Here is a 20070-nt window from a genome sequence, read left to right on the forward strand (position 1 = left end):
TATATATCAGCTAAATTAATAACACTAATCTTCTTTATTTTGTTTATTGATGAAACTGATGAAATCTTTTATACCATTTCGCATTAGCCATGAAGAGACAATCGATTGCTCATCGGGTGTCAATTGTTCAAAAGCAGTCATCCAAAGTTGAAGAGGTTCAATGGGTGAAATTACATAGCTTGCACTCTCTTCCTCAATATATAATGCTTTTTTGACATCTGACGGTAAACTTCCAATATGATATTCGACAGCTTTACCTCGAACACCTGAACGTTTACGTGCAGTCCATTTTTCAGCTCTTGCTTTTCGATTAATACCTTGTATTGTTGTAGGCATCCCTGCAATGCTTGACAGCTCTTTAGATGAGAACCATTCTTTCATTTTAACCATCCTAATTTTAAATAACCAGAAAAAAATACAGAAATTAAAGAAATCTTGTTATACTAAATAAGAAACGAGTTATTATTGCAAATTAACTTGAATAATGAAATTACTCGTTTCAGTAATTTTAGAGCATAGCATAGATAAAATAAGTTATAAACTAAGAGGGAACAAAAAATGGAAATAAAATTCAGCGATTGGCATCACGCTGATATTATAGCTGCACTAAAAAAGAAAGGGACAACACTATCTGAATTATCACGCCGATCGGGTTTTAGTTCGTCAACTCTTGGTAATGCGCTTGTTCGACCATGGACAAAAGGGGAATTTATCATTGCTAAAGCCCTTGATTTAGATCCGGCCGAAATTTGGCCTAGTCGTTATATTGATGCAAAAACAAATCAGCCAATTAAGCGTGTTGTTTATGAAAAGAAATTAAATTTTGAATCATCCGGTTTAAATCAAGAAATGATTGAAGAAATGATAGAAAAAATAAATAAAAATAATCAGGAAACTTAAGAAATATTTCAATGAAATATATAAAGATTAAGTTCATTTGTTTCTAAATTTTATGTATTGACTGATATTTTCAACAAAATTAAATTATTAAACTATATTAATTTTAAGTGACTTCTTATTTTGTTTAAAAATAGTTTTTTAGTTTAATTAGTGAATGAATTAGGGAGTATATGATTACTCAATCTTTTATTGTGACTTCGCAAGTTGCATCATTATTTTTAATTTAGTAAAACTAGAGATAAAAAATAGTTTAATTGAGTTTAAAAACCATTCTTTTAAACAGATATTCTTATTAGTGATGCTAAAATCATGATGCTGTGCTAGACAAAATGATACTTTACGCTATACTAATCTGCGAAATTAACCAGACAATCGCTGCTTTGTTGTAGTCCTTGTAAAAGAGGAGACAAACAGAGGGGAGGAAAGTCCGGGCTCCATAGGGCAGAGTGCCAGGTAACGCCTGGGGAATTTTGGCGCGAGCTAATATTTACGACTAGTGCAACAGAAAGTATACCGCCGATGGCTTATAGTTAAGATCAGGTAAGGGTGAAAGGGTGCGGTAAGAGCGCACCGCGCAACTGGTAACAGTTGTGGCACGGTAAACTCCACTCGGAGCAAGGTCAAATAGGGATTCATTGGCGCGGCCCGCGTTGAATCCGGGTAGACTGCTTGAGCTAATGCGTGAGTATTAGCCTAGAGGAATGATTGTCCACGACAGAACCCGGCTTATCGGTTAATTTCAATTTTCTTCTTTTTGATTCTCAATTTCAGCGACATGCACTTGTTTCTTTTTGTTTAACCAACGTTTTAACGCCAGCCAAATAGAGAAGATCAAACCTAAAAGCAATAACAATACAGGAATTAACATTAAAAGTGACATGATCTGCTTCTCATAGGTTTTAAAAATCGGCGACAAACCGAATAGATAACCTAAAGTCACAATCAAGAAAATCCATAACGTTGCACTAATCCAATTATAAATATGAAATTTTCTACTATGTAGATTGGATAATCCAGCCATCATCGGTAATAATGTTCGTACAAAAGCAATAAATCGACCGATAAACAACGCTTGTAATCCATATTTATGGAATAAAACTTCGGATTTACGGTGATATTTTTCAGGCAGGTGTTCCATCCAACCTTTTACAATTTTGGTATTACCAAGCCAAAGCCCTTGTAAATAACCTAACCAAGTTCCCAGGGCTGCTGCTGCAATTAAGATGACATTGATTAACCCGAAATGGAAAACATCAAGACTAATTAGCACACCAGTTAAAAAGAGCAAGCTGTCACCCGGTAAAAAAGCTGCCGGTAAGACGCCATTTTCTAACAATATGATGACAAATAACATACCATATAATGTCCATAAGACATTTGGATTTGATAGTGTTGCAACATCCATATTAATAAAAGCTTGATAAAGAGTAATGATTGTTTCCATCTATTTTAAAATCCTATTCATCTAAGTTATTGGTGATTAATAGTACCACCTACAGTTAAATTATTCACTTTCAAAGTTGGTTGCCCAACACCTACCGGTACACTCTGCCCTGCTTTACCACAGGCACCCACACCAGAATCTAATTCAAGATTATTCCCGACCATTGATATTTGTTGCATGGTTTCGATACCTGAACCAATTAATGTTGCCCCTTTTACCGGCGTCGTTATTTTGCCTTTTTCGATTAAATATGCTTCTGATGTGGAGAAAACAAATTTACCAGAGGTTATATCAACTTGACCGCCAGCAAAATTTGGTGCATATAAACCATAATCAACACTACTGATAATTTCATCGAACGTTGACTTGCCTGATAACATATAGGTATTCGTCATTCGAGGCATCGGAAGACAATCATAGCTTTCACGGCGTCCATTACCTGTAGATTGAGTATTCATCAATTTTGCATTGAGTTTATCAAACATATAGCCTTTTAAAATGCCATTTTCTATCAGTACTGTTTTTTGACTTGGCGTTCCTTCGTCATCAATCGAAAGTGAACCGCGTCGATTTTCCATTGTACCGTCATCCACTATAGTACAAAGTTCTGAAGTGACTTTTTCACCTATTTTTCCTGAAAATACAGAGCTATTTTTACGATTAAAGTCACCTTCTAAGCCATGCCCCACCGCTTCATGTAATAAGACACCTGGCCAACCTGCGCCAAGAACAACTGGCATTGTTCCTGCTGGTGCTGGTTTAGCAGATAGTGAAACTAATGCTTGGCGTACGGCTTCATGTGTGTAGCTATCGGCAATGCTTTCCCCTGTTTTAGGGTGAATAGTTAAAAAGTAGTCATAACCAAAACGACCACCACCGCCACTACTACCACGTTCACGCTTGCCATCTTGCTCGACAAGAACAGAAACGGATAATCTGACTAATGGTCTGATATCGGCACAATAAGTCCCATCAGTAGCCGCAATAAGGATATCTTCATAACTGCCAGTCAAACTCGCCGAGACTTCTGTAACTCGTGAATCAAGCGCACGTGCTAACTGATCGACTTGCCTTAATAAGGCTATCTTTTGATCTTGATAAAAGCCATTAATTGGATTAATTGACGGATATCTTAAGCTATTTTCCAATGTTTTAAGGGGAGTAATTTTAATTGGCGTTTGTAAAGTTGTAATGGAATTTGCTGCCAAAACACTCTGCTCTAAGCGATTTAAAGCAAGTTGATCGGTATAGGCAAACCCTGTTTTTTCGCCAATGATAGCTCTAACCCCCACACCTTGATCACGATGATAAGAAGCATTTTTGATAATACCATCTTCGATTGCCCAACTTTCATAAAAGCCCGATAAAAAGTACAAATCGCCATAATCAATTTTTCTTGAACCTAACATATCCAATAAACGCATAATATCTGAATGATTTAGGTTATTTGGACAAAGTAGTCGTTCACTTACTTCAGTTACAATCATAAATTCCTTAATTAATATTTCAACTTTAATAATTTTTAAAGTTCATTTATTATCAATATATTGTTAATTATTAATATCTCAAGGCTTTGAAGCTTTACATTAATACCACATCATATTGTTCTTGAATATAAAGCGGTTCAACTTTGACTTCAACACGTTTACCAACAAACACTTTCACTTCTGCTAAAGCATGTGATTCATCATTATTTAAAGCATTGGCAACCGCTGCAGACGCATAAACCAATAAGTATTCAGAACGATGTGCTTTATGAACACGGACAATTTCACGCAATATTTCATTGCATACGGTTTCTACGGATTTGACGATACCGCGACCTTTACAGGCTGGACACTCTTCACATAAAATGTGCCCCAAACTTTCACGAGTACGTTTACGCGTCATTTCCACTAAGCCTAAAGTCGAAAATGAATTTACGGTCGTTCTTGCTCTATCTTTGGCTAAAAAATCTTGTAGTGATTGGAGCACTCGTTCTCGATGGACATCTTCTTGCATATCGATAAAATCGATAATAATAATACCACCTAAATTACGTAATCGTAATTGACGCGCAATAGCAATAGTTGCTTCGATATTCGTATTAAAAATTGTCTCTTCAAGATTGCGATGCCCAACAAATGCGCCTGTATTAATATCAATTGTCGTCATGGCTTCGGTTTGATCGATAATTAAATAACCACCTGATTTTAATTTAACTTTACGATCCAGTGCTCGTTGAATTTCGTTTTCTGTATCATAGAGATCAAATATTGGCGCACTACCTCGATAGTGCGTTAGTTTATCAGTAACTTCAGGCATGAATTCTTGCGTAAATTCAACTAATAAATCATACGTTAATTTTGAATCAACCAAAATGCGCTCAATAGGATCGCCAACAAAATCACGTAATACACGCTGAGAAAGTTGTAATTCTCCGTAAACCAGATTTTTACTGATTGGCCTAGCCATACGCTCTTGTATTTTTGACCACAGTCGTTTTAGAAAATTAGCATCTTGTTCTAATTCATGCGCACTTGCACCTTCAGCTGCCGTACGAACAATAAAACCACCTTGATCGGTAACATACTGTTCAACAATTTTTTTAAGTCTATCTCGTTCTTCTTCACTTTCAATACGTTGAGAAGTCGCCACGTGAGCTGAGTTTGGACCGGGCATTAATACTAAATAACGAGAAGGCAATGTAATATCTGTAGTTAACCTTGCCCCTTTAGTTCCCAACGGATCTTTAACAACTTGTACCATCAAGTCTTGTCCTTGGCGAACAAGTTCAGAAATATCTTTAACTTGAAATTGCTCTTGCTCAGTATCCGATACACATTCCGTATGAGGCATAATGTCTGAAGCATGTAAAAAGGCTGCTTTTTCAAGACCAATATCAACAAATGCTGCTTGCATGCCAGGTAAAATGCGGATCACTTTACCTTTGTAGATATTTCCAACAATACCACGCCGAGATTCACGATCGACATGAATTTCTTGTAATACACCATCTTCAATATAAGCGACACGAGTTTCAGAAGGTGTTACGTTCATTAATAGTTCAACTGACATAAAGATTCCTGTTAAATAGATCGCTAATTAATTGATCGCAAAGCTCCGTCTCACTAGTCGTAAAAATAGGTAAATTACTATCCATAATACTCCGTCAACAAAGCTTGATAGTAAATTTAATGGGGACATTGTTATAGTATGATAAATACTGACCTGAAATAAAAACATCAATAAATTATAACAAATTGATATGCCAAAAATAATAAAGCATTGTTGCCATAATGCTAAATTACGTATCAATTGGTATTTAAAAATCAGTAAATAAGCAATAATAGAAAAAATAAATGCATGGATACCGATTATCGTACCGGAAAAGAGATCCATAATAATGCCTAGAATAAATGCTGTCCCTATACCAACACGATGCGGAAGCGCAATTAACCAATAAGCTAAGAAGAGCATTAGTACATGTGGCTTGTATATATTATAAGATGGCGTCCAAGGTATAATTTGTAAACATAAACCTAAAAATAACGTTATCCAAATAACCAGTATTCCTCTAGGGTTTTTCATGTTGTTCTCCTTGATCGCCCCATAATAGTAATAGATAACGTAGTCGTTTTAAATCAGCAGTCGGAGTAGCTGAAATAATGGGTGATGAATCACTGATATCAATTTTAACTGAACTTACTACCGCAACAGGATAACCTTCTGGAAATCGACCATCTAGCCCCGATGTGACAAGAACATCACCAACTTTAATATCAACATTATTCGGTAAAAAATCGAGTGTTAAATCATTATTACATCCATTACCGACAGCAACCATAGCAATATCATTTCTTTGCACTTGAACAGGTATGGCATGTTGAAAATCACAAACTAAAATAGCTCGACTCGTGTTTTGAGCTGTCTCATAAATCTGTCCAACAATACCTTTTTCATCAATCACAGGTTGCCCAACATATACTCCTTCATGTTGCCCTTTATTGATAACGATCTGATAAGCGTAAGGATTAGTATCAGCTAATAAAACTTGAGCAGCCATTTTATGCTCTTCATGCCATAAAGGTGCTTTCAATAATTCCCGTAATCGATTATTTTCGTGTCTTAAATGTGCAAGTAGTAGCAGATCAGCTTTTTTATTTAATAATTCTTCAGATAATCTTTCGTTTTCATTGACTAATTCTTCTCTGGATTTCGACATTTCATAGAGTGAATCATACGATGCTGCCGGTGAATTAGAAATGTAATAAAGTGGCGAAATAATAGTATCAAGATAATATCGAATTTCTTTAAATGGACGATAATTAACATCAAAAACTATTAAAATTAAAGCAAGTGCCATAGAAATAAATAGTTGCACACTAAGCGGTGAACGATTAGAAAAAAGTAATTTCATTGTTCAATACTTACCTGTTATATACTTAAGCGCTATTGATACAAAGATGTGACTCCGTCGACAATGTCGACGGATAAGAAAGTATGATATTGAATAATTTACCACTTTATTGCACTAAATGAAATGGTAACTAAGACAAATCTTAATCTTCACTGAAAAGATCACCACCATGCATGTCAACCATATCCAGTGCTTTTCCTCCGCCTCGTGCTACACAAGTAAGCGGATCTTCAGCGACAACAACATGGATACCCGTTTCAGCGGCTAACAATTTATCGATATTACGTAATAACGCACCACCACCTGTTAATACCATACCATGTTCAGAAATATCAGAAGCAAGCTCTGGCGGACACTGCTCTAAAGCGACCTTGACAGCACTCACGATACCACTTAATGGTTCTTGTAACGCTTCTAAAATCTCATTCGAGTTCAACGTAAAGCTACGAGGAACACCTTCTGCTAAATTTCGACCACGAACTTCAATCTCAAGAACTTCATCACCCGGATAAGCGCTACCAATGAAATGTTTAATTTTTTCGGCTGTTGCTTCTCCAATGAGAGCACCATAATTACGACGAACATAGTTGATAATAGCTTCATCAAATCGGTCACCACCTATTCGAGCAGAAGCAGAATAAACCACACCATTAAGGGAAATCACCGCAACTTCTGTTGTTCCGCCGCCGATATCAACCACCATCGATCCCGTTGGTGACGAGACGGGTAAGTCTGCACCGATAGCGGCTGCCATTGGTTCTTCAATTAAATAGACTTCACGGGCACCTGCCCCTAATGCCGATTCCCGAATAGCACGACGTTCAACCTGTGTTGCCCCAACAGGCACACAAACAAGAACACGCGGGCTAGGTCTTAAAAAACTATGGCTGTGCACTTGGCGAATAAAATACTGTAACATTTTTTCTGTGACAGAAAAGTCAGCGATAACACCATCTTTCATTGGTCTAATAGCTGCAATATTACCTGGAGTACGCCCTAACATCTGTTTCGCAGCCTGTCCGACAGCAGCAACACTTTTCGGTGTTCCAGAACGATCTTGTCGAATGGCAACAACGGAAGGTTCGTTTAATACGATCCCTTGCCCTTTTACATAAATAAGTGTATTGGCTGTACCTAAATCAATAGATAAATCATTTGAAAACAAGCCGCGAACTTTTTTGAACATAATAAAAACTTTTCCTAGAATTAATCTTGTTTAAGTATATTTAGAGTTTGAAGCAAGCTAATTATAAAATATAATTTTCTTGTAAAATCGGTCAAAATAATATCTTATTTAGTCTGTCAATTCCATAGCAAGCCTCAATAATAATTGAGTTATAATATTGTATCGCAATTATAAAATAATACCTAGAAAATAGTATAGCAATAGATTGTAAAGGAGATATATAATGACAAATTATATTTTACAGTGTATCCTGCGGCGTTAATGTTGAGTTACTGCCTTATTATCACGTTAAAAGATTTCTTTTAAGATATTAAGGATGCATTAATTAATTGTTACTTATATCAAATAAACACGGTGTAATTCATGGATATACGCAAAATTAAAAAATTAATTGAGTTAGTTGAAGAGTCAGGAATTTCAGAACTTGAAATCTCTGAAGGTGAAGAATCAGTACGTATTAGCCGTTCAGTGGCAACAACAAGCTATTCTGCGCCTGTACAAAATATTCAAATTCCTCAAGCTGCTCCTGTTGTAGTAACATCAGCTTCTTCTAATGGAGAAGTGGCTAATGAAGTCGAGCCTGTTGCTGTTTCTGGAACAACAATAAAATCCCCAATGGTTGGTACTTTTTATCGTACACCTAGCCCTGAATCAAAAGCGTTTGTTGAAGTTGGGCAAACAGTGAATGTGGGCGATGTACTTTGCATTGTCGAAGCGATGAAAATGATGAATCAAATTGAATCAGAAAAAGCTGGGACTATTAAAGCTATTTTAGTTGAAAATGGTCAACCCGTTGAATTTGATCAACCATTATTCATTATTGAATAATCAGAATTTATTAATTAATTTTTACGATTAAGAGATTGAATATGCTTGATAAAATTCTTATTGCTAATCGCGGTGAAATTGCGCTACGTATATTACGTGCATGTAAAGAACTTGGCATTAAAACTGTTGCTGTTCATTCTTTGGCAGATAAAGATTTAAAACATGTCTTACTTGCAGATGAAACTGTCTGTATCGGTCCTGCTGCGTCTGCCAAAAGCTATCTTAATATACCGGCATTAATTTCAGCGGCCGAAGTTACCGGTGCAGCTGCGATTCATCCTGGATATGGATTCTTATCAGAAAATGCTGATTTTGCAGAGCAAGTTGAACGTTCTGGTTTTATTTTTGTCGGTCCAAAACCAGATACGATTCGTTTAATGGGTGATAAAGTATCTGCGATTGAAGCCATGAAAAAAGCAGGTGTGCCTTGTGTACCTGGTTCTGATGGTCCATTGAGCAATAATATTGATACAAATAAACAGATAGCAAAAAAAATAGGTTATCCCGTCATTATTAAAGCCTCAGGTGGCGGTGGTGGTCGTGGTATGCGTATTGTTCGTGATGAAAAAGATCTAGAACAATCCATTAAAATGACCAAATTAGAAGCCAAAACTGCCTTCAATAATGATATGGTTTATATGGAAAAATTCCTTGAAAATCCACGTCATATTGAAATACAAGTGCTTTCTGATGGTCAAGGTAATGCAGTTTATTTAGGTGAGCGCGATTGTTCAATGCAAAGACGTCACCAAAAAGTGGTAGAAGAAGCTCCTGCTGTTGGTATTACGCCTAAAATGCGTAAATTTATCGGGGAACGTTGCGTTAATGCTTGTATTGAGATTGGTTATCGTGGCGCAGGTACATTTGAGTTTTTATTTGAAGATGGCGAGTTTTACTTCATTGAAATGAACACACGTATTCAAGTAGAACATCCTGTAACTGAAATGATAACTGGCGTTGATTTGATTCGAGAACAAATCTTAATTGCCGCTGGCAAACCACTTTCAATCAAACAGAGTGATATTCATATTAAAGGTCACGCGATTGAGTGTAGAATTAACGCAGAAGATCCAAAAACATTTATGCCATCACCGGGTAAAATTACTCGTTTTCATGCGCCGGGTGGGTTTGGTATTCGTTGGGAATCTCATATCTACGCTGGTTATACCGTACCACCATATTATGATTCAATGATTGGTAAATTAATTGCCTATGGTGAAACTCGTGAAGTGGCGATCGCTCGTATGAAAAATGCGTTAGCTGAACTCGTTATCGATGGTATCAAAACCAATATTGATCTTCACATTGAAATTATGAATGATAAAAACTTCCAAAAAGGTGGAACAAATATCCATTACTTAGAGAAAAAACTAGGTATTTATGAGTAGTCCATTAATGTCTAATCTCGACAATAATATTGTTATTTTAGCGTGTTAATTGCTTGATTTGTCAAATCATTAACATAAAACTTAACGGTTCTACTTATCCGCCGACTTATGTCGGCGGTGTTATTTTTACTGCTTAACTTCTTAATCCTTTACCACTTTCAATCAAACGCCACACAGCGATATATAAAATCACCACAAACAAGATAAGCATTGAAAAAGTGATCCATAGCGAAACATCTGTGGTACCAAGAAAACCATAACGAAAACCATTAATCATATAGACAATAGGATTTAATTTAGATACCCATTGCCAAAATGTTGGCAGTAACGTGATTGAATAAAATACCCCCCCAAGATAAGTTAACGGCGTTAACACAAATGTTGGCACAATACTAATATCATCAAATGTTTTAGCATAAACTGCATTTAACAGTCCAGCTAACGAGAATAGTATTGAAGTTAATAGTAGTGTGAAAATAACGAATACCCAAGAATGAACTTCATAAGTCACAAAAAAAAGGGATACCATTGTCACTAAAGCGCCAGTTAAAATACCTCGAATAACGCCACCACCAACAAATCCCCAAATTAAGATATGTGTTGGAACAGGTGCAACTAAAAGTTCTTCGATATTACGTTGAAATTTAGCACTAAAAAATGATGAACAAACATTTGTATAAGAGTTGGTAATTACCGACATCATAATTAATCCCGGTACAATAAATGCCATATAACTATGACCACCCATATTGCCAACTCGTGACCCAATTAAATTGCCAAAGATAATAAAGTAAAGCGACATAGTTATAACAGGAGGAATTAAGGTTTGAATCCAAATTCTTAAAAATCGTATCACCTCTTTACGCCAGATACTTTTTAGGGCTATCCAGTATAAGTTATTCATTATCGGCTCCTTTTGTTTGAGTATCATTACGCACTAAATCAACAAATAACTCTTCAAGTCGATTGGTTTTATTGCGCATACTGATAACTTTGATTTGTTGTTGATTAAGTTGCTCAAACAATTGATTTAATCCATGCTGTTTATCGACTTTAACTTCCAACACGCCTGGCTCTACATTGGTAAATGCATAATCGTTTAAAACTATAGGCTGACTGGATGGTAAATAATCGATAATAATCGTTTCAGATTGACTATTCGCCAGTAAATCACGCATAGAGGAATTAGCAATGAGTTCACCATGTTGAATAATACCAATATGCCGACATAACATTTCTGCTTCTTCTAAATAATGTGTGGTCAAAATAATCGTAATACCCTGACGATTGATTTCTCTTAAAAAATCCCACATAGAACGTCGTAATTCAATATCAACCCCTGCCGTTGGTTCATCAAGAATTAATAATTTAGGTTCATGAACTAATGCTCTTGCTATCATGAGTCGTCTTTTCATGCCACCTGATAACATACCTGCTCGGCTATTACGCTTATCCCAAAGATCTAAAATACGTAAATATTTTTCAGCACGTTCAAGTGCTAATTTACGGGGTAATCCGTAATATCCACCTTGGTTTGCAACAATTTGCAGTACTTCTTCAAACTGATTGAAATTAAATTCTTGAGGCACTAACCCTAACTGCCTTTTGGCGTTGACAATATCTTTATCTAAATCAAATCCAAAAATTTTAACTTGACCCGATGTTTTGGTAACCAAAGAACTTATGATTCCAATCGTAGTGGATTTTCCAGCACCATTAGGCCCAAGCAGTGCATAAAAATCACCAGCTTGTACAGTTAAATTAATACCTTTTAATGCTTCTACACCATTTTTATAAATTTTTTTGAGTTCAATTAACTCAAGTGCAGGAATAGATGACATGGATGTATCCTAATTGAATATTTTATAATTAAATTGCTATAAAATCCTATTTGATGTGAATTAATATTGACAATATAATTATTCATTGTAAAGAGCTTTTTAGCATTATTTGAATTGATTATATGGCACCCCATTAACAAAACATAAAAAAGATTAATGTTTGTTAAAATCAACTCACAAACGCTTAAACTAAGTTAAGTTAAAATAAATCATTAAGTAAGGAAAGAATATTATGATTAAGATTGGGTTGGTTTCGGTATCAGACCGTGCATTTAATGGTGTATATGAAGATGAAGGAATTCCATCTTTAATTACCTGGTTAACAAAAACATTAAAAACCCCGTTTGAAACCCTACCGCGTATTATCCCTGATGAACAACCGTTAATTGAACAAACCTTATGCGATTTGGTGGATAAATTACATTGTGATTTAATACTGACAACTGGCGGAACAGGGCCAGCTTTAAGAGACGTCACACCCGATGCAACAATAGCGATAGCCGATCGTATTTTACCTGGCTTTGGTGAACAAATGCGTCAAATTAGTTTGCATTTTGTGCCCACTGCAATTCTATCCAGACAAATCGGTGCAATACGAAACAAATGTTTAATTCTGAATCTACCTGGCAGACCTAAATCTATTCAAGAAACATTAGAAGGTGTGAAAGATAATGCTGGAAATGTGATTGTAAATGGTATTTTTGCCAGTGTGCCTTACTGTATTGAGCTATTAGAAGGACCATACATCGAAACACATGAACATGTTGTTAAAGCTTTTCGACCGAATAAACCTGTAAAATAGAAACTTTAGTTTTATGCAACTTTGATGCATAATTATCTAATAAAATAAACTGCTTTTATTTCTCCATTCGATAAAAGTTTTTGTGCAATAAAAGATAACTTCTGACTTCTATATTGTTATATCTGATTGATTTTAAACTTTTAAGCAATGTTTATAAATAAAATTGAATGTCAAAACAGTAAAACATTTAATCCAAAGGAACACTATGAAACAAGATGATTTCACTCGCGTATTTAAAGAGATGCTAAGTCAAGAAAAATTCAGTTCACAAGTTGAAATTGTTCAAGCTCTTCAAGATCAAGGTTTTGACAATATTAATCAATCTAAAGTATCAAGAATGTTAACTAAATTTGGTGCCGTGAGAACACGAAATGCCAAATCGGAGATGGTTTATTGTTTACCCGCTGAAATCAGTGTTCCAACGACAAGTAGCCCATTAAAAAATTTGGTTTTAGACATTGATTATAATAGTTCAATGGTCGTCATTCGAACTAGCCCAGGCGCTGCGCAACTTATCGCAAGATTACTTGATTCAATCGGAAAATCAGAAGGTATTTTAGGTTCCATTGCTGGCGATGATACAATTTTCAGTACACCAACGAAAGGATGTACGGTGAAAAAATTATATCAAATTATTCTTGAGCTATTTGAACAGGAATTATAAAAACTGATCAGTTAACTTTTCTGTTATTATTTGAATTTTTAATATTTAACCTATTGACACAATTAACAGAATCGTTAATTCTATACACACTGATTTTGTAATTTAAATCACAAGAACGAAGAGGCGCATTACTCAGGTAGATTATTTTAGGGGCTGGAACCGTTAATAAATGATTGAGGGGATGTAATGCCGAGATTTAATTGATAATCCAGAACTCAGTTAGATCGACTGCAAGGGCTGAATCCCTTGGGTTGTCACCCTAACAGGTGGAGCGCTTCAGGGTTTTACTCATTTTCCTTAACGGTAAATAAGTCATGACCTCGCTCTAACTCTGTTAAAAATAATAATTTTTAATATGAGGAATTCATGGAAACATCATTTGTAATTGCTAAATTTGGTGGTACCAGTGTTGCCGATTACCAATCTATGGTAAACAGTGCAAATATCGTTGTCACCAATCCGAATGTCAAAGTTGTGGTATTATCTGCCTCTGCAGGTATTACAAATTTATTAGTAGCTTTAGCTGAAGGGCGAGATGCTGAAGTAAGAGCACAACACATCGCGAAAATTCAATCTATTCAATATAGTATTTTAGAACAACTTCCTCAAAATCCTACATTACGTGCTGAGATAGATCAGATAATTGCTAATATTGCCTCTTTATCAGAAGCCGCTAGTCTCGCTACATCATCCGCCCTAACCGACGAACTTGTCAGTCATGGCGAAATTATGTCTTCTAAACTTTTTGTAGAAATATTGAAAGAAAAACAGAAAAATGTGTTATGGTTCGATGTGCGTAAAGTCATGCGGACGGATAATAAGTTTGGTAAAGCCACACCAATAATTGAAGATATTAAACAACTCTGTTGTGCACATTTAAAATCATTGTATGCCAATAACATTATTGTTACACAAGGATTTATTGGTTCTGAAAGCACCGGTAAAACCACTACCTTAGGTCGAGGAGGTAGCGATTATACTGCCGCTTTGCTTGGTGAAGCGTTAAATGCAACACAAATCGATATTTGGACAGATGTTGCCGGTATCTATACTACCGATCCTCGAATTGCGCCATCCGCTAAACGTATTGACGAAATTTCTTTTGCTGAAGCGGCGGAAATGGCGACATTTGGTGCTAAAGTGTTACATCCTGCAACACTGGTGCCAGCTGTTCGAAGCAATATCCCAGTATTTGTCGGGTCAAGTAAAGCGCCACAAGCAGGCGGAACAATTGTTTATAATACTAATAGCATCAAATCAGATCTGCCATCATTTAGAGCATTAGCACTGCGCCGCAAACAAACCTTACTTACGTTAACTAGTTTAAATATGTTACATGCACAAGGCTTTTTAGCGAATGTGTTTACTATACTGGCTAAACATAATATTTCTGTTGATTTAGTCACAACGTCAGAAGTCAGCATTGCATTAACTATTGATACGACAGGAACTAACACCAATGGCACCAGTTTATTAACTAAAGCACTATTTGATGAGCTTTCCACACTTTGCCATGTCGATGTTGAAGAAGATTTAGCTTTAATAGCCATCATTGGTAATAAACTGACATCAACCAAGGGTATAGCTAAAGAGGTGTTTGGTGTCTTAGATGATTTTATCATTCGACTTTGCTGTTACGGTGCTAGCACGCATAACCTTTGTTTATTATCAAGAAGTAATGATGCGGAAGACATCATTAAAATTCTCCACAAAACAATTTTTGAATAATACTCTCTATGAGGAAGATAATCTCTTCCTCTTTATCTGCTAAGTTCAAACTAAATTCCATACTAAGCTAAAAAATAAATTGTAAAGCTTAATAAAATATCTAAACATTTAATAAAAAAAATTATAGAATATAGCTAAATTATTTTATGCCGTACGTTCATAAAACTGTTCTCTATTTATCAATTGTCATCAATCTTCATCTAGTTTTGTTATTAGTAATTTATACGTTTAAAAAGTGTATTACTTTTTTTAATTCAATTTACTACATCTGTAAACTAACATTAAATACAACAAAATAAGGGTAAATTATCATGGGTATTATAAGTTGGATTATTCTAGGATTAATTGCCGGTTGGATTGCTAAATTTTTCATGCCTCTAGGCAGTGTTGGGGTGGTGAAAACCATTTTACTCGGTATCGCGGGAGCCTTGGTAGGAGGATATATAAGTACTTTCTTCGGCTGGGGAAGCGTCACTGGATTCAATTTCCCAAGTTTGTTTATCTCAGTATTAGGGGCGATTTTATTAATCTATCTTTATCGTCTTTTCAGATAAAAAATTCGTTTCAAATCAAAATTGGCGGATTGCTTCCGCCAATTAATTAATGCAATTATCAAAATAATTCTTATCGATAATTCAATGAATTTTATTTTTTGGTTTAGCATCAGTTACCATACTCACCGCTTTTAAACCTACGCTTGTAGCATCAAAAAACCGAATGGCATAAATTAGATTCCTTTCATTTTCGTTGTAAAGATGTTAATAAGTAATTTCGTCGTATGGCGATTTTTGTTATATTAATCTCCAAAATCACTTATTAATAAATAGTAAACTAGAATGCTTAAAATATTCAATACATTATCTCGAGAAAAAGAAGTATTTCAATCCATTAACCCCAATAAAGTCGGACTTTATGTCTGTGGGGTGACGATTTACGATCTTTGTCATATTGGTCATGGGCGCACTTTTGTCGCATTTGATGTTGTTTCTCGTTATCTGCGTTTTTTAGGTTATGACTTAACTTATGTCCGTAACATTACCGATATTGATGATAAGATCATTAAAAGAGCCCTTGAAAATGGCGAAACCTGTGAACAATTAACCGAACGTATGTTACAAGAGATGTATGCTGATTTTGATGCATTGAATATTAAACGTCCTGACGTTGAACCTCGTGCAACTCAACATATGCAACAAATTATTGAATTGGTTGAAGAGTTAATAAAAAAAGACCATGCTTATATTGCTGATAATGGCGATGTAATGTTTTCCGTCGATAGTGATCCTAATTATGGTATTTTATCTCGTCAAAATTTAGAACAATTACAAGCGGGTGCCCGTGTTGATGTTGTTGATGTAAAACGCAATCCAATGGACTTTGTGTTATGGAAAATGTCTAAACCAAATGAACCAAGTTGGGATTCACCATGGGGTAAAGGTCGTCCTGGTTGGCATATTGAATGTTCAGCAATGAATAGCTACCAATTGGGTAATCATTTTGATATTCATGGTGGTGGGTCTGATTTGATGTTCCCACACCACGAAAATGAAATTGCTCAATCAACTTGTGCTCATGATGGACAATATGTAAATTATTGGATGCATTCGGGTATGGTAATGATTGACCAAGAAAAAATGTCAAAATCACTAAATAACTTTTTCACGATTCGTGATGTATTAAAGCATTATGATGCAGAAACAGTTCGCTATTTCTTATTGTCAGGTCACTATCGCAGTCAACTCAACTATAGTGAAGAAAATCTAAAACAAGCCAGAATGGCACTAGAGCGTTTATATACAGCTTTACGGGATACCGATCCTAATCATCCTCATACCACACCAGACAGTGATTATTACCGTCAGTTCTGTCAAGCAATGAATGATGACTTTAATACACCTGAAGCCTATTCCACACTATTTGATCTCGCGCGTGAAATTAATAAAGCAAAAGCGGAAAATGATATGGCGCACGCCAATGAATTGGCAGCCGAATTACGCTATTTATCCGCTGTTCTAGGTTTATTAGAACAAGATCCAGTCAAATTTTTACAAGGCGAATCACAAGACGATGTTGATAGCACCTTAATTGATGCTTTGATTCAACAACGTAATGAAGCCCGCGCCAGTAAAAATTGGGCGTTAGCCGATGAAGCCCGAGATAAACTAAATGCTATGAATATCGTGCTTGAAGATGGTGCGAATGGCACGACTTGGCGCAAAAAAAGTTGATGATATAAGCTTAAACACCCATTAAAAAATGGGTGTTGATAATCATCTATCTTAATTTTTTATCCACTGACGTTAAAATACCCCGTAAAATATTTAACTCTTGTTGCTCAATCCGTGCGCGAGTAAATAACCGACGTAAGCGCCCCATAATTTGACCGGGGTGATTAGCATTAATAAATTCAGTTTTCAACAAAGTTTGTTCTAAATGCTGATAGAAACGTTCGATGTCTTCATCTTTGGGAAACTCAATACTATTTATATCAGCCTCTTGTTCAGTTAAAACAGAATCAATATTTAACATCGACATTCGTATTTCATAACAAAGCACTTGTACTGACATCGCCAAATTCAATGAGCTATAAGCTGGATTTGCAGGAATCCCAACATGATAATGGCACTTTTGCAACTCCTCATTAGTTAATCCCACTCGTTCACGACCAAAAACCAAAGCAACATTTGCATCATTATTAGATGCTTCTTGAATAATTTTATCGCCACACTCTTTTGGTGTTAAATTCGGCCACTGTAAACTGCGAGGACGAGCACTAGTCCCGATCACTAACCGACAATCTGCAATCGCCTCATCCAAAGATGAAAAAATTTGGGCTTGTTTTATAATATCACTCGCTCCAGCTGCTAAAGAAATAGATTGAGAATCTGGTTTTATTACTGGGTTAACCAAACAAAGATGCGTTAATCCCATTGTTTTCATTGCTCTAGCGGCTGAACCCATATTACCAGTATGCGAAGTTTCAACTAAAACAATCTTCACGTTATCTAAATAATTCACAATATCCTCATTAAAAAGTATCGAGTTCCTATTAGAACCAAATAGTTAACAGTATATAGGAAAAAGATGGCAAAATGCAGATTTGAAATCTGATTGATCAAAATCAGCAGAAATTATTTTGAATGTTAATCACAAAATTTACAGAATAAATAAATAACTGATTGACGAAACTGCAATAATTTGCCAATGTAGAGGTAGAAATCCCCCATTGAGTTAGCTCAATTTGTTAGCGAATTTTTTAGTAAACTTTTTAGTAAACATAGTGGAGGTCAATCATGACGTTAAGTATTACCAGTAAACAAATGGACATTACTCCTGCAATTCGTCGTTATCTTGAAGATAAGTTTTCGAAACTAGATAAATGGAGAGCACTGTTAATCAACCCTCACTTTATATTATCGAAGGAACCTGATGGATTTATTATTGATGCCACCATTGCAACCAAAGGCACACCGTTAGTTGCTTCAGCTAAACACATTGATATGTATGCAGCAATTAATGATCTTATTGGAAAACTCGAAAAACAACTCAATAAGATTCAGCATAAAGGGGAATCTCGCCGAGCCTTTGATAGCATCAAAGGAGCCGTACTGGAAGAGCAAGTTTAGAAAATAGATGATCACAAATAAATTAAAAGGCACTTTGATAGTGCCTTTATTTTTTAGCTTGTTATAATATTACACATCTATTTTTTACTTAATTAAGCCAAATGACTGTTAATCCTTTACTACCCTTGCGAGATAAAATTAATGAAATTGATGCGAAATTATTAGAGCTTGTAGCTAAACGTCGCCAAATTTCAACACAAGTCATTCAAACAAAAATTGAAGCCAACATTCCTGTGCGTGATTTAGAACGTGAACGCTCATTAATCAATTCACTTATTCATCAAGGAAAAGACTATCATCTTGATGATATTTTAATAAAACGTCTATATCAGGTTATTATTGAAGATTCCGTTCTACTACAACAAAAGATCTTACAAGAAAAACTTAATCACAACACCATAGCGACGGCAAAAGTTGCTTTTTTAGGGCCCAAAGGCTCTTACTCCCACTCTGCTGCGCGACGTTATGCGAGTGCTCACTTTGAAGAAATGACGGAATCCAGTTGTTCAACCTTTAAAGATGTTTTTGAGCAAGTCGAAAAAGGAGTGGTGGATTTTGGTATTTTACCTATCGAAAATTCAAGCTCTGGTTCGATTAATGAAGTTTATGATCTTTTACAAAAAACCAATTTACATATCATTGGTGAACTTTCATTACCTATAGATCACTGCGTACTTGCTATTGCTGATGCCAAACTGGAGCAAATTGACACTATTTATAGTCATCCACAACCATTTCAACAATGCAGTAACTTTTTAGAAAAATCACCTCATTGGAAAATTGTCTATTGCGATAGTACCTCGTCAGCTATGGAGATGGTAGCAAGCCTCAATAAGCCAAATGTTGCAGCAATGGGGAACAAAGATGGCGGTGAATTATATGGACTACAAGTACTTGAACATGATTTTGCTAATCAAAAAGAAAATATCACTCGCTTTATTGTGTTAGCTCGACAACCTGTTGACGTTTCAAATCAGATACCTGCTAAAACAACTATCCTAATGAAAACAGGTCAACAAGCTGGGGCTTTAGTTGATGCATTACTAGTATTGCGCAATCACAACATTGTCATGACAAAGCTGGAGTCTCGACCAATCCATGGTACGCCATGGGAAGAGATGTTTTATATCGATCTACAAGGTAATCTAAATTCTCATGAAATGCAAACCGCACTTAAGGAACTTTCAGCTATTACCTTATACACCAAAGTGCTTGGCTGTTATCCAAGTGATTCCATTTCTTCTCTCATGTAATATATTATTGA

At 35.6% G+C, this 20070-nt stretch carries 20 protein-coding genes, 1 other RNA gene and 1 riboswitch; of the genes, 11 read left to right on the top strand and 10 right to left on the bottom strand.

Going from position 1 to position 20070, the window contains the following annotated elements:
- Window positions 1–24 precede the first annotated feature (24 nt).
- The gene (locus ACGH47_RS01010; RefSeq protein WP_065558735.1) at window positions 25–381 is read right to left on the bottom strand and encodes a DNA-binding protein; all 357 of its coding nucleotides are present in this window, start codon (window positions 379–381) and stop codon (window positions 25–27) included.
- A gap of 177 nt (window positions 382–558) precedes the next feature.
- Here ACGH47_RS01010 and ACGH47_RS01015 point away from each other — a divergent pair, with 177 nt between their 5' ends.
- Together ACGH47_RS01015 and rnpB are read left to right on the top strand one after the other, a co-directional pair.
- Entirely contained in the window at window positions 559–900 is a 342-nt protein-coding gene (locus tag ACGH47_RS01015) for a helix-turn-helix domain-containing protein (protein ID WP_411590973.1), read from the top strand.
- Between the two features lie 356 nt (window positions 901–1256).
- Window positions 1257–1645, top strand: an RNA gene (gene rnpB / locus ACGH47_RS01020) — RNase P RNA component class A.
- Here the strand turns inward: rnpB and ACGH47_RS01025 are convergent.
- The 6 genes from ACGH47_RS01025 to ACGH47_RS01050 all read right to left on the bottom strand — a co-directional run bounded on the left by ACGH47_RS01025 (window position 1640) and on the right by ACGH47_RS01050 (window position 7929).
- Entirely contained in the window at window positions 1640–2344 is a 705-nt protein-coding gene (locus tag ACGH47_RS01025; RefSeq protein WP_267349689.1) for a DedA family protein, read from the bottom strand. The two genes, rnpB and ACGH47_RS01025, sit on opposite strands and share 6 nt — an antisense overlap.
- 26 nt (window positions 2345–2370) lie before the next feature.
- The gene (tldD, locus tag ACGH47_RS01030) at window positions 2371–3831 is read right to left on the bottom strand and encodes a metalloprotease TldD (RefSeq protein ID WP_411622425.1); all 1461 of its coding nucleotides are present in this window, start codon (window positions 3829–3831) and stop codon (window positions 2371–2373) included.
- A gap of 94 nt (window positions 3832–3925) precedes the next feature.
- A complete protein-coding gene (rng, locus tag ACGH47_RS01035; protein ID WP_267349692.1) occupies window positions 3926–5401 on the bottom strand; it encodes a ribonuclease G in 1476 nt (491 codons plus the stop codon).
- Between the two features lie 27 nt (window positions 5402–5428).
- On the bottom strand, window positions 5429–5914 hold the full coding sequence (gene mreD / locus ACGH47_RS01040; protein WP_267349693.1) for a rod shape-determining protein MreD: 486 nt from the start codon (window positions 5912–5914) through the stop codon (window positions 5429–5431).
- Window positions 5901–6743, bottom strand: a complete 843-nt coding sequence (gene mreC / locus ACGH47_RS01045) for a rod shape-determining protein MreC (protein ID WP_065558741.1) — start codon at window positions 6741–6743, stop codon at window positions 5901–5903. Before mreC ends, mreD begins: the two co-directional genes overlap by 14 nt.
- Window positions 6744–6885: 142 nt before the next feature.
- Window positions 6886–7929, bottom strand: coding sequence for a rod shape-determining protein (locus ACGH47_RS01050; RefSeq protein WP_065558742.1), 1044 nt, complete (start codon window positions 7927–7929; stop codon window positions 6886–6888).
- Window positions 7930–8292: 363 nt separating this feature from the next.
- Between ACGH47_RS01050 and accB the strand changes: the two genes are divergently transcribed.
- On the top strand, window positions 8293–8757 hold the full coding sequence (accB, locus tag ACGH47_RS01055; RefSeq protein ID WP_065558743.1) for an acetyl-CoA carboxylase biotin carboxyl carrier protein: 465 nt from the start codon (window positions 8293–8295) through the stop codon (window positions 8755–8757).
- Window positions 8758–8798: 41 nt separating this feature from the next.
- Complete coding sequence (gene accC, locus ACGH47_RS01060) at window positions 8799–10145, top strand: acetyl-CoA carboxylase biotin carboxylase subunit (RefSeq protein WP_065558744.1); 1347 nt, start codon at window positions 8799–8801, stop codon at window positions 10143–10145.
- Between the two features lie 133 nt (window positions 10146–10278).
- On the opposite strand, the gene ACGH47_RS01065 is transcribed toward accC, so the two are convergent.
- Window positions 10279–11049, bottom strand: a complete 771-nt coding sequence (locus ACGH47_RS01065) for an ABC transporter permease (RefSeq protein WP_267349698.1) — start codon at window positions 11047–11049, stop codon at window positions 10279–10281.
- Window positions 11042–11986: an ABC transporter ATP-binding protein gene (locus tag ACGH47_RS01070; protein ID WP_411622427.1), complete on the bottom strand. Its 945-nt coding sequence runs from the start codon at window positions 11984–11986 to the stop codon at window positions 11042–11044. Before ACGH47_RS01070 ends, ACGH47_RS01065 begins: the two co-directional genes overlap by 8 nt.
- A 232-nt stretch (window positions 11987–12218) precedes the next feature.
- Here ACGH47_RS01070 and mog point away from each other — a divergent pair, with 232 nt between their 5' ends.
- The 5 genes from mog (at window position 12219) to cysS (ending at window position 17408) form a co-directional block, all read left to right on the top strand.
- Window positions 12219–12788, top strand: a complete 570-nt coding sequence (mog, locus tag ACGH47_RS01075; RefSeq protein ID WP_267359471.1) for a molybdopterin adenylyltransferase — start codon at window positions 12219–12221, stop codon at window positions 12786–12788.
- Between the two features lie 205 nt (window positions 12789–12993).
- A complete protein-coding gene (argR, locus tag ACGH47_RS01080) occupies window positions 12994–13452 on the top strand; it encodes a transcriptional regulator ArgR (RefSeq protein ID WP_267359469.1) in 459 nt (152 codons plus the stop codon).
- 110 nt (window positions 13453–13562) lie between these two features.
- A riboswitch (Lysine riboswitch) is annotated at window positions 13563–13737 on the top strand.
- Window positions 13738–13818: 81 nt separating this feature from the next.
- Entirely contained in the window at window positions 13819–15180 is a 1362-nt protein-coding gene (lysC, locus tag ACGH47_RS01085; protein WP_267359467.1) for a lysine-sensitive aspartokinase 3, read from the top strand.
- 311 nt (window positions 15181–15491) lie between these two features.
- Window positions 15492–15734, top strand: coding sequence for a GlsB/YeaQ/YmgE family stress response membrane protein (locus tag ACGH47_RS01090; RefSeq protein ID WP_065558750.1), 243 nt, complete (start codon window positions 15492–15494; stop codon window positions 15732–15734).
- Window positions 15735–16016: 282 nt separating this feature from the next.
- Entirely contained in the window at window positions 16017–17408 is a 1392-nt protein-coding gene (cysS, locus tag ACGH47_RS01095; protein ID WP_411622429.1) for a cysteine--tRNA ligase, read from the top strand.
- A 46-nt stretch (window positions 17409–17454) separates the two neighbouring features.
- On the opposite strand, the gene trmJ is transcribed toward cysS, so the two are convergent.
- A complete protein-coding gene (gene trmJ / locus ACGH47_RS01100) occupies window positions 17455–18141 on the bottom strand; it encodes a tRNA (cytosine(32)/uridine(32)-2'-O)-methyltransferase TrmJ (protein WP_411603780.1) in 687 nt (228 codons plus the stop codon).
- Between the two features lie 332 nt (window positions 18142–18473).
- Between trmJ and raiA the strand changes: the two genes are divergently transcribed.
- Together raiA and pheA are read left to right on the top strand one after the other, a co-directional pair.
- Window positions 18474–18806, top strand: coding sequence for a ribosome-associated translation inhibitor RaiA (gene raiA / locus ACGH47_RS01105; RefSeq protein WP_065558752.1), 333 nt, complete (start codon window positions 18474–18476; stop codon window positions 18804–18806).
- 101 nt (window positions 18807–18907) lie between these two features.
- The gene (pheA, locus tag ACGH47_RS01110; protein WP_411598976.1) at window positions 18908–20059 is read left to right on the top strand and encodes a bifunctional chorismate mutase/prephenate dehydratase; all 1152 of its coding nucleotides are present in this window, start codon (window positions 18908–18910) and stop codon (window positions 20057–20059) included.
- The last annotated feature ends 11 nt before the right edge of the window (window positions 20060–20070 follow it).

It is taken from the genome of Gilliamella sp. CG16 (assembly GCF_046635785.1).
GTDB classification, from domain to species: Bacteria; Pseudomonadota; Gammaproteobacteria; order Enterobacterales; family Orbaceae; genus Gilliamella; species Gilliamella apicola_I.

Excerpts from the sequence above, each read along its gene's own strand:
- raiA (WP_065558752.1), top strand. The coding sequence starts at position 18,474 with ATGACGTTAAGTATTACCAGTAAACAAATGGACATTACTCCTGCAATT.
- trmJ (WP_411603780.1), bottom strand. The coding sequence starts at position 18,141 with ATGGGTTCAGCCGCTAGAGCAATGAAAACAATGGGATTAACGCATCTT.
- ACGH47_RS01010 (WP_065558735.1), bottom strand. The coding sequence starts at position 381 with ATGAAAGAATGGTTCTCATCTAAAGAGCTGTCAAGCATTGCAGGGATG.
- ACGH47_RS01070 (WP_411622427.1), bottom strand. The coding sequence starts at position 11,986 with ATGTCATCTATTCCTGCACTTGAGTTAATTGAACTCAAAAAAATTTAT.
- ACGH47_RS01090 (WP_065558750.1), top strand. The coding sequence starts at position 15,492 with ATGGGTATTATAAGTTGGATTATTCTAGGATTAATTGCCGGTTGGATT.
- ACGH47_RS01065 (WP_267349698.1), bottom strand. The coding sequence starts at position 11,049 with ATGAATAACTTATACTGGATAGCCCTAAAAAGTATCTGGCGTAAAGAG.
- ACGH47_RS01015 (WP_411590973.1), top strand. The coding sequence starts at position 559 with ATGGAAATAAAATTCAGCGATTGGCATCACGCTGATATTATAGCTGCA.
- cysS (WP_411622429.1), top strand. The coding sequence starts at position 16,017 with ATGCTTAAAATATTCAATACATTATCTCGAGAAAAAGAAGTATTTCAA.
- pheA (WP_411598976.1), top strand. The coding sequence starts at position 18,908 with ATGACTGTTAATCCTTTACTACCCTTGCGAGATAAAATTAATGAAATT.
- argR (WP_267359469.1), top strand. The coding sequence starts at position 12,994 with ATGAAACAAGATGATTTCACTCGCGTATTTAAAGAGATGCTAAGTCAA.
- mreD (WP_267349693.1), bottom strand. The coding sequence starts at position 5,914 with ATGAAAAACCCTAGAGGAATACTGGTTATTTGGATAACGTTATTTTTA.
- rng (WP_267349692.1), bottom strand. The coding sequence starts at position 5,401 with ATGTCAGTTGAACTATTAATGAACGTAACACCTTCTGAAACTCGTGTC.
- accC (WP_065558744.1), top strand. The coding sequence starts at position 8,799 with ATGCTTGATAAAATTCTTATTGCTAATCGCGGTGAAATTGCGCTACGT.
- mreC (WP_065558741.1), bottom strand. The coding sequence starts at position 6,743 with ATGAAATTACTTTTTTCTAATCGTTCACCGCTTAGTGTGCAACTATTT.
- mog (WP_267359471.1), top strand. The coding sequence starts at position 12,219 with ATGATTAAGATTGGGTTGGTTTCGGTATCAGACCGTGCATTTAATGGT.
- lysC (WP_267359467.1), top strand. The coding sequence starts at position 13,819 with ATGGAAACATCATTTGTAATTGCTAAATTTGGTGGTACCAGTGTTGCC.
- accB (WP_065558743.1), top strand. The coding sequence starts at position 8,293 with ATGGATATACGCAAAATTAAAAAATTAATTGAGTTAGTTGAAGAGTCA.
- tldD (WP_411622425.1), bottom strand. The coding sequence starts at position 3,831 with ATGATTGTAACTGAAGTAAGTGAACGACTACTTTGTCCAAATAACCTA.
- ACGH47_RS01050 (WP_065558742.1), bottom strand. The coding sequence starts at position 7,929 with ATGTTCAAAAAAGTTCGCGGCTTGTTTTCAAATGATTTATCTATTGAT.
- ACGH47_RS01025 (WP_267349689.1), bottom strand. The coding sequence starts at position 2,344 with ATGGAAACAATCATTACTCTTTATCAAGCTTTTATTAATATGGATGTT.